Source organism: Pseudomonas sp. FW305-3-2-15-E-TSA4, from assembly GCF_058787295.1.
Genome location: NZ_JBYSZP010000001.1, coordinates 388463 through 395654, shown reverse-complemented (window position 1 = coordinate 395654; position 7192 = coordinate 388463). Strand labels below are relative to the sequence as shown.

The following is a 7192-nucleotide window of genomic DNA, read 5'->3' as shown; positions in this document are numbered from 1 at the left end:
TCTGGTAGCTCGTCGGGCTCATAACCCGAAGGTCGTCGGTTCAAATCCGGCTCCCGCAACCAAACATCAAAAAAGGCTACTCGAAAGAGTGGCCTTTTTTGTGTCTGTCTGTTTTTCAGACCAGCCTCTGCATCACGCACATCGGGGCGAACAGGAATTCGTTGCATTTCCGAAACTTACCGCACCGCTGCGACCGTTTGACGCAAATTCACACTTATTTGACCCTTTACGGGATTAGCGGTTGACACCTCGCCGTTCGCCTGTAGAATGCCGCCACACAGACGCGGGATGGAGCAGTCTGGTAGCTCGTCGGGCTCATAACCCGAAGGTCGTCGGTTCAAATCCGGCTCCCGCAACCAAACATCAAAAAAGGCTGCTCGAAAGAGTGGCCTTTTTTGTATCTGTGGAAAAAGTCCTTTCGCAACAATGATCTGTCACGCTGCAGTGAAACGCTCAGGATCATCAGACCGACCGAGTTGCGACTATGCTTGAGTCGCAGGCAAGACGTCTGCAATCCATGACCCGCCCTCGCCGATCCCGGATGAGAGGCGTAGTATTTTGTGATTATTTTTTTCTACAGGGATTGGTAACTTGGCTGGATACCTCCATCCTGTCGCGCACAATCCAAGAGGTGATTGATGCGCGCCAACTCGTCTGATTCACAAGACACCGTCACAGCAGAACATCCGATCAAACCCGAGCGCCTGCGCTTGCTGGATCGGTTGAGCAAATATCGCCAGCCGATCGGTCTGGCGGTCACGTTGCTGCTGTTTGCCATTGCGCTGATTGCCTGCCGCCATCTGCTGAGTGAACTCGATCTGTATGCCCTGCATGACTCGATCCTGGCGGTGCCGAAACCGGCCCTGCTCGGCGCAGTGGCTGCTACGGTGGTCGGCTTCATCATATTGCTGGGCTATGAATGGTCGGCCAGCCGCTATGCCGGCGTGACACTGCCGCCGCGCACTCTGGCGCTGGGCGGCTTCACCGCATTTGCGATTGGCAACGCCATCGGCCTGTCGCTGCTGTCCGGCGGCTCGGTGCGCTACCGTTTGTATGCACGCCATGGGCTGGGCGCCTCCGAAGTCGCGCACATGACCCTGTTCGCCAGCCTGTCGCTGGGTTGCGCCCTGCCACCGCTGGCGGCTCTCGCGACCCTGAGCGACCTGCCCGCCGCCTCCGCCGCACTGGGCCTGTCAGAAGGCCTGCTCGGCACGATTGCCATGGTGGTGCTGGGTCTGGGCGCGACTCTGGCGATCGGCATCTATCGCCGCCGCCTGCCGGAGCAGCCGTACCGCGATAACCTGCTGGTCAGGGCCGGTCGCCGGACGTTGCGCCTGCCAGGCCGCCGCCTGACCTTCCTGCAACTGATCATCACCGCCCTCGACGTCGCCGCAGCGGCCACCGTGCTTTATCTGCTGCTGCCGGAAGCCCCGCCATTCGGCGCCTTCCTGCTGGTGTACCTGCTGGCCCTGGCCGCCGGCGTCCTCAGCCACGTACCGGGGGGTGTCGGGGTCTTCGAAGCGATCCTGCTCGCCGCGTTTGCAGACACTCTCGGTGCCGCACCGCTGGCCGCCGCCCTGCTGCTTTATCGTCTGATCTACGTCGTGCTGCCGCTGTTGGTAGCCTGCCTGTTTTTGCTGATCAACGAAGGCCAGCGCCTGTTCCAGACCCAGACCATGCGCGCCGCATCCGGTCTGGCCGCGCCGATTCTGGCGGTGCTGGTGTTTCTGTCCGGCGTGGTGCTGCTGTTTTCCGGCGCCACCCCGGAGATCGACACGCGTCTGGAACACATCGGCTTCCTGATCCCGCATCGGCTGGTCGACGCCTCGCACTTCGGCGCCAGCCTGATCGGTGTGCTGTGTCTGATGCTGGCGCAGGGCCTGCGCCGGCGTCTGTCGGCGGCGTGGATGCTGACCACCATTCTGTTACTGGTCGGCGCCCTGCTCTCGCTGCTCAAAGGCTTCGACTGGGAAGAAGCCACGCTGATGACACTCACCGCCGCGTTGCTGGGAGTGTTCCGCCGTTCGTTCTATCGCCCGAGCCGCCTGACCGAACTGCCGTTCTCGCCGCTGTATCTGGTGGCCAGCCTTTGCGTCCTGGGCGCCTCGACCTGGTTGCTGCTGTTCGCCTATCAGGACGTGCCGTATAGCCATCAACTGTGGTGGCAGTTCACCCTAGACGCTGACGCCCCGCGCGGCTTGCGTTCGCTGCTCGGCGCCGCCGTGCTGTTACTGGTGATCGCGCTGACCTGGCTGCTGCGCACCGCGCGCCCGGTGATCCACCTGCCGACCCCGGACGAACTGGATCGCGCCGCGAAAATCCTGATGGCTTCGTCGCAACCCGATGGCGGCCTCGCGCTGACCGGTGACAAGGCGTTGCTGTTTCACCAGAACGACGAAGCCTTCCTGATGTACGCCCGCCGTGGCCGCAGCCTGGTGGCGCTGTACGACCCGATCGGCCCCGGCCAGCAACGCGCCGAGATGATCTGGCAGTTCCGCGACCTGTGCGACATCCATCACGCTCGCCCGGTGTTCTATCAGGTACGTGCGGAAAACCTGCCGTACTACATGGACATCGGCCTGACCGCGATCAAGCTCGGCGAAGAAGCCCGGGTCGATCTGCAGCGCTTTGACCTGGAAGCCAAGGGCAAAGAGATGAAGGACCTGCGCTACACCTGGAACCGTGGTACCCGCGATGGTCTGTCGCTGGAAATCCATGAACCGGGCCAGGCGCCGATGGACGAGTTGAAAGTGATTTCCGATGCGTGGCTGACCGGCAAGAACGTGCGCGAGAAAGGTTTCTCCCTCGGTCGGTTCAGCGACGATTACCTGAAGCATTTCCGCATTGCGGTGATTCGCTTCGAAGGTCGCCCGGTGGCGTTCGCCAACCTGCTCGAGACTTTCAGCCATGACCTGGCCAGTCTGGACCTGATGCGCTCGCACCCGGACGCCCCCAAGCTGACCATGGAATTCCTGATGGTCGGCCTGATTCAACACTATAAGAGTCACGGATACGCGCGCTTCAGCCTGGGCATGGTGCCGTTGTCGGGGTTGCAACCCCGGCGTGGTGCACCGCTGACCCAGCGTCTGGGTTCGATGGTCTTCCGCCGTGGTGAGCAGCTGTACAACTTCCAAGGCTTGCGCCGCTTCAAAGACAAGTTCCAGCCTGACTGGGAACCCCGTTATATGGCAGTGCCCGCCGGACTCGATCCGCTGGTGGCGCTGGCCGATACTGCTGCCCTGATCGCGGGCGGCTTGACTGGATTGGTGAAACGCTGATGATTCAACGCTCCCTGAAGTACATCCTGGCCGCACTGATCGTGCTGGCCGTGATTGCCGGCGGCGGTTACTGGTACCTCAAACGCCCGGCACCGCAACCGACTCTGCAACCACTGACGGCCGCCGACGGCACGGTAATGACCCGCGTCATTCCCGGCACCCAGCCCAAGGCTCAGGTGCTGGTCGCGGTCAATGACGACCAGAAGCTGACCGACAACCAACTGAGCACCCTGAGCCGCAGCGCCTCGGCGCAGATCGTTCAAGTGATTCTGCCCAAGGACTGCCTGCAACAGAGCCGCGCCCTGCAGACCGGCCTGCGCGAACTGAACGGCCCGGCCACGCTGGTCAGCGGTATCGGCCCTGGCGCCGTGCTGGCCTGGCGCTGGTTGTCCGAGCAGAAGGACGACAAGGCCCAGGCGATCTCGGTTGACCTGGCGCTGGAAAAACCCGGTTGCACTCACCTGCTGCCGAAAGCCGCGGCTCATGGCCACTGGCTGGTGGCATGGAACGACAACCCGGACGACACCAGCGCCGGTTTCGTGCGCGATCAACCGAACGCTGAAACCAGCATCAGCGACTACGACATCAACCTGCCGCAAGTGCTGAACAACGAGCTGCGCAAGATCCTCGTCGGCGGCGACAAGGCCAACGGCGGTCTGGCAATCCCGGTGGTGGAAGTGCCGGCCGGTCAGGCCAAAGACACCGTCACGCTGTTCCTCTCCGGTGACGGCGGCTGGCGCGACCTCGACCGCGACGTAGCGGGCGAGATGGCCAAGATTGGCTACCCGGTGGTCGGCATCGACACCCTGCGCTACTACTGGCAGCACAAGAGCCCCGAGCAAAGCGCGCTGGACCTGACCGAACTGATGCAGCACTACCGGCAGAAGTGGGGCACCAAACGCTTCATCCTGACCGGTTACTCGTTCGGTGCCGACGTCCTGCCAGCGATCTACAACCGCCTGCCGGACACCGAGCAGCAACGCGTCGACGCCATCATCCTGCTGGCTTTCGCCCGCACCGGCAGCTTCGAAATCGAAGTCGAAGGCTGGCTCGGCAACGCCGGCAAAGAAGCCGCCACCGGCCCGGAAATGGCCAAGCTGCCTGCCGCCAAAGTGGTGTGCATCTACGGCGCCGAAGAAACCGACGAAAGCGGCTGCACCGACAAGACGGCAGTCGGCGAAGCGGTGAAACTGCCTGGCGGCCACCACTTCGACGAGAACTACCCGGCGCTGGCCAAGCGCCTAGTGGACTTGATCGAGAAGCGTCAGAGCAAGGATCAGCCGGCAGAGTGATCTGAGCCGGCCAAACAAAAAGCCCCCGCAGCCTTACGCTTGCGGGGGCTTTTTACATTCCAGCAATCCACACATTTCCCTGTGGGAGCGAGCTTGCTCGCGAAGGCGGCGTTTCAGCTAACGGGTTCGTCGACTGACACTACGCCTTCGCGAGCAAGCCCGCTCCCACAGGGTCAGTTTCGTGCCGGATGTTTAGTTTCGTTTACTTCCAGTTTCGCAATATCAGATGACGCCACAGACCTTGTAGGCAAACTCCGAAACTCGTGTTCGGGCGCTTTGCGGCTCTATTGCGCTGTTTTTTGACGAGATACTCTCTGGACGTCGCTGACCCATTCAGCACCACGCCTGGGCTGCGCATTACCTGACCGTGATGGGCAAAGCCTTGATTGATGACGTGATCCAAGCGCTGATGCCGCGACCTGCGCGGACGAAGACCGAATCTGAAGCCGAACTGGCTGAACCCACCTCATAACCTTGTGGGATCTGGCTTGCCAGCGATGGCGGTGAGTCAGTCGACATTGATTCTTGATGTGCCGGACTCATCGCTGGCAAGCCAGCTCCCACAGGGGATTTGTGGTGGACTTGAGGTTTATGTGCGGGCACAAAAAAGCCCCCGCCAGCCTCGAAGCTGACGGGGGCTTTCCAGTTAGGGCGCGACTACATCTCCACCTGCGTCCCCAACTCAATAACCCGGTTCAGCGGCAGATTGAAGAACCGCAGGTTGCCGTTGGCATTTTTCAACATGAACGCAAACAGCGCCTCGCGCCAGCGGGCCATGCCTTCGAGTTTCGAGGCGATCACCGTTTCGCGGCTGAGGAAGTAAGTGGTGCGCATCGGGCTGAAGTCCAGTTCATCCAGATGGCACAGTTTCAGCGCCTGAGGCACATCCGGCTCGTCGGTAAAGCCGAAGTGCAGGATCACCCGGAAGAAGCCTTCGCCGTGGGCCTCGACTTCGAAGCGGCGCGATGGCGGTACGCGCGGGATGTCTTCGTAGACCACGGTCAGGAGCACCACTTGCTCATGCAGTACCTGGTTGTGCAGCAGGTTGTGCAACAGCGCGTGCGGCACGGCGTCGGAGCGCGCAGTGAGGAACACCGCGGTGCCCTGCACGCGGTGCGGTGGTTGCACGCGGATGCTGCTGATGAAGATCGGCAGCGGCAACGCGCCTTCGTCGAGGCGTTCGACCAGCAATTGCTTGCCGCGCTTCCAGGTGGTCATCAGCACGAACAGCGCAATACCGGCGATCACCGGAAATGCACCGCCCTGCACGATCTTCGGCACGTTGGCGGCGAAATACAGACCGTCCACCAGCAGGAAACCGATCAGCACCGGCACCGCGAGGACCGGCGGCCATTTCCACAGCAGCAGCATGACGGCCGACACCAGAATGGTGGTCATCAGCATCGTACCGGTCACTGCCACGCCGTAGGCCGAAGCCAGGGCGCCAGAGGATTCAAAGCCGAGTACGAGCAGCACTACGCCGACCATCAGCGACCAGTTCACCGCGCCGATGTAGATCTGACCTTGTTCATCGCTGGAGGTGTGCTGAATGTACATGCGCGGGATGTAACCGAGCTGGATCGCCTGACGAGTCAGGGAGAACGCGCCGGAAATCACCGCTTGCGAGGCGATCACCGTGGCCAGCGTCGACAGCCCCACCAGCGGAATCAGCGCCCAGCTCGGCGCCAGCAGGTAGAACGGGTTACGTGCCGCTTCCGGGTTTTCCAGCAGCAGTGCGCCCTGACCGAAGTAGTTCAGCACCAGCGCCGGCAGCACCAGCAGGAACCACGCACGGGCAATCGGCTTGCGCCCGAAGTGGCCCATGTCGGCGTACAGCGCTTCGGCACCGGTCAGCGCCAGTACCACCGCGCCGAGGATCGCCACGCCCATGCCGGCGTGCACCATGAAGAAACGCACCGCCCAGACCGGATTCAACGCATGCAGCACTTCCGGGTAATGGCTGATGCCATACACCCCGAGGGCGCCGAGCACCAGGAACCAGGTGACCATGATCGGCCCGAACAGAATGCCGATCCGCGCCGTACCGTGGCTCTGGATCAGAAACAAGCCGACCAGCACCACCAGCGACAGCGGCACCACCCAGTGGTCGATGCCGTCGAACGCCAGGCCCAGGCCTTCGATCGCCGACAGCACGGAAATCGCTGGGGTGATCATGCTGTCGCCGTAAAACAACGCCGCGCCGATCAGTCCGCAAACCACCAGCAACGAACGCAACCTCTTGCGCTTGCCCGCCGCACGGCGTGCCAGTGCGGTGAGCGCCATGATGCCACCCTCGCCCTGGTTGTCGGCGCGCAGGACGAACATCATGTATTTGATCGAAACGACCCAGATCAGCGACCAGAAGATCAACGACAGAATACCCAGTACCCCATCGTGATTGACGGGCACGCCATACGCGCCGGAAAACACTTCTTTGAGGGTGTACAACGGGCTCGTGCCGATGTCGCCGTAAACTACCCCGACTGCCGCGACCAGCATGCTCAGCGGTTTTGCAGCCGAATGCTCGGCGCCCGCCGCCTGACTACTTGCCTGACCCATCCAACACTCCTGATTCTCGAACCGGCTTCTTTGAATGAAGCACTATGCTTTGTGGTGCAGCAT

The 7192-nt window shown here is 62.0% G+C and carries 3 protein-coding genes, 2 tRNA genes and 1 pseudogene (1 of these 6 only partly in view); 5 read left to right on the top strand and 1 reads right to left on the bottom strand.

The features are described 5' to 3' along the window. From AC3WMV_RS01895 to AC3WMV_RS01875, 5 genes and pseudogenes are all read left to right on the top strand, one after another. A tRNA-Met gene (locus AC3WMV_RS01895) sits at window positions 1-62 on the top strand (it extends 115 nt beyond the left edge of the window). A gap of 220 nt (window positions 63-282) precedes the next feature. Beyond that, a tRNA-Met gene (locus AC3WMV_RS01890) sits at window positions 283-359 on the top strand. Window positions 360-638: 279 nt separating this feature from the next. Beyond that, on the top strand, window positions 639-3278 hold the full coding sequence (mprF, locus tag AC3WMV_RS01885; RefSeq protein WP_103367812.1) for a bifunctional lysylphosphatidylglycerol flippase/synthetase MprF: 2640 nt from the start codon (window positions 639-641) through the stop codon (window positions 3276-3278). Next, window positions 3278-4570, top strand: a complete 1293-nt coding sequence (locus tag AC3WMV_RS01880) for a virulence factor family protein (RefSeq protein ID WP_103367813.1) — start codon at window positions 3278-3280, stop codon at window positions 4568-4570. The genes mprF and AC3WMV_RS01880 overlap by 1 nt, the downstream gene beginning before the upstream one ends. Window positions 4571-4910: 340 nt before the next feature. Continuing rightward, window positions 4911-5042: pseudogene (locus tag AC3WMV_RS01875) on the top strand (DUF3077 domain-containing protein); the annotation flags it as partial. Window positions 5043-5227: 185 nt separating this feature from the next. On the opposite strand, the gene AC3WMV_RS01870 reads toward AC3WMV_RS01875, so the two are convergent. Next, a complete protein-coding gene (locus AC3WMV_RS01870) occupies window positions 5228-7069 on the bottom strand; it encodes a potassium transporter Kup (protein WP_409077702.1) in 1842 nt (613 codons plus the stop codon). Window positions 7070-7192 lie beyond the last annotated feature (123 nt).

Excerpts from the sequence above, each read along its gene's own strand:
- mprF (WP_103367812.1), top strand. The coding sequence starts at position 639 with ATGCGCGCCAACTCGTCTGATTCACAAGACACCGTCACAGCAGAACAT.
- AC3WMV_RS01880 (WP_103367813.1), top strand. The coding sequence starts at position 3,278 with ATGATTCAACGCTCCCTGAAGTACATCCTGGCCGCACTGATCGTGCTG.
- AC3WMV_RS01870 (WP_409077702.1), bottom strand. The coding sequence starts at position 7,069 with ATGCTGGTCGCGGCAGTCGGGGTAGTTTACGGCGACATCGGCACGAGC.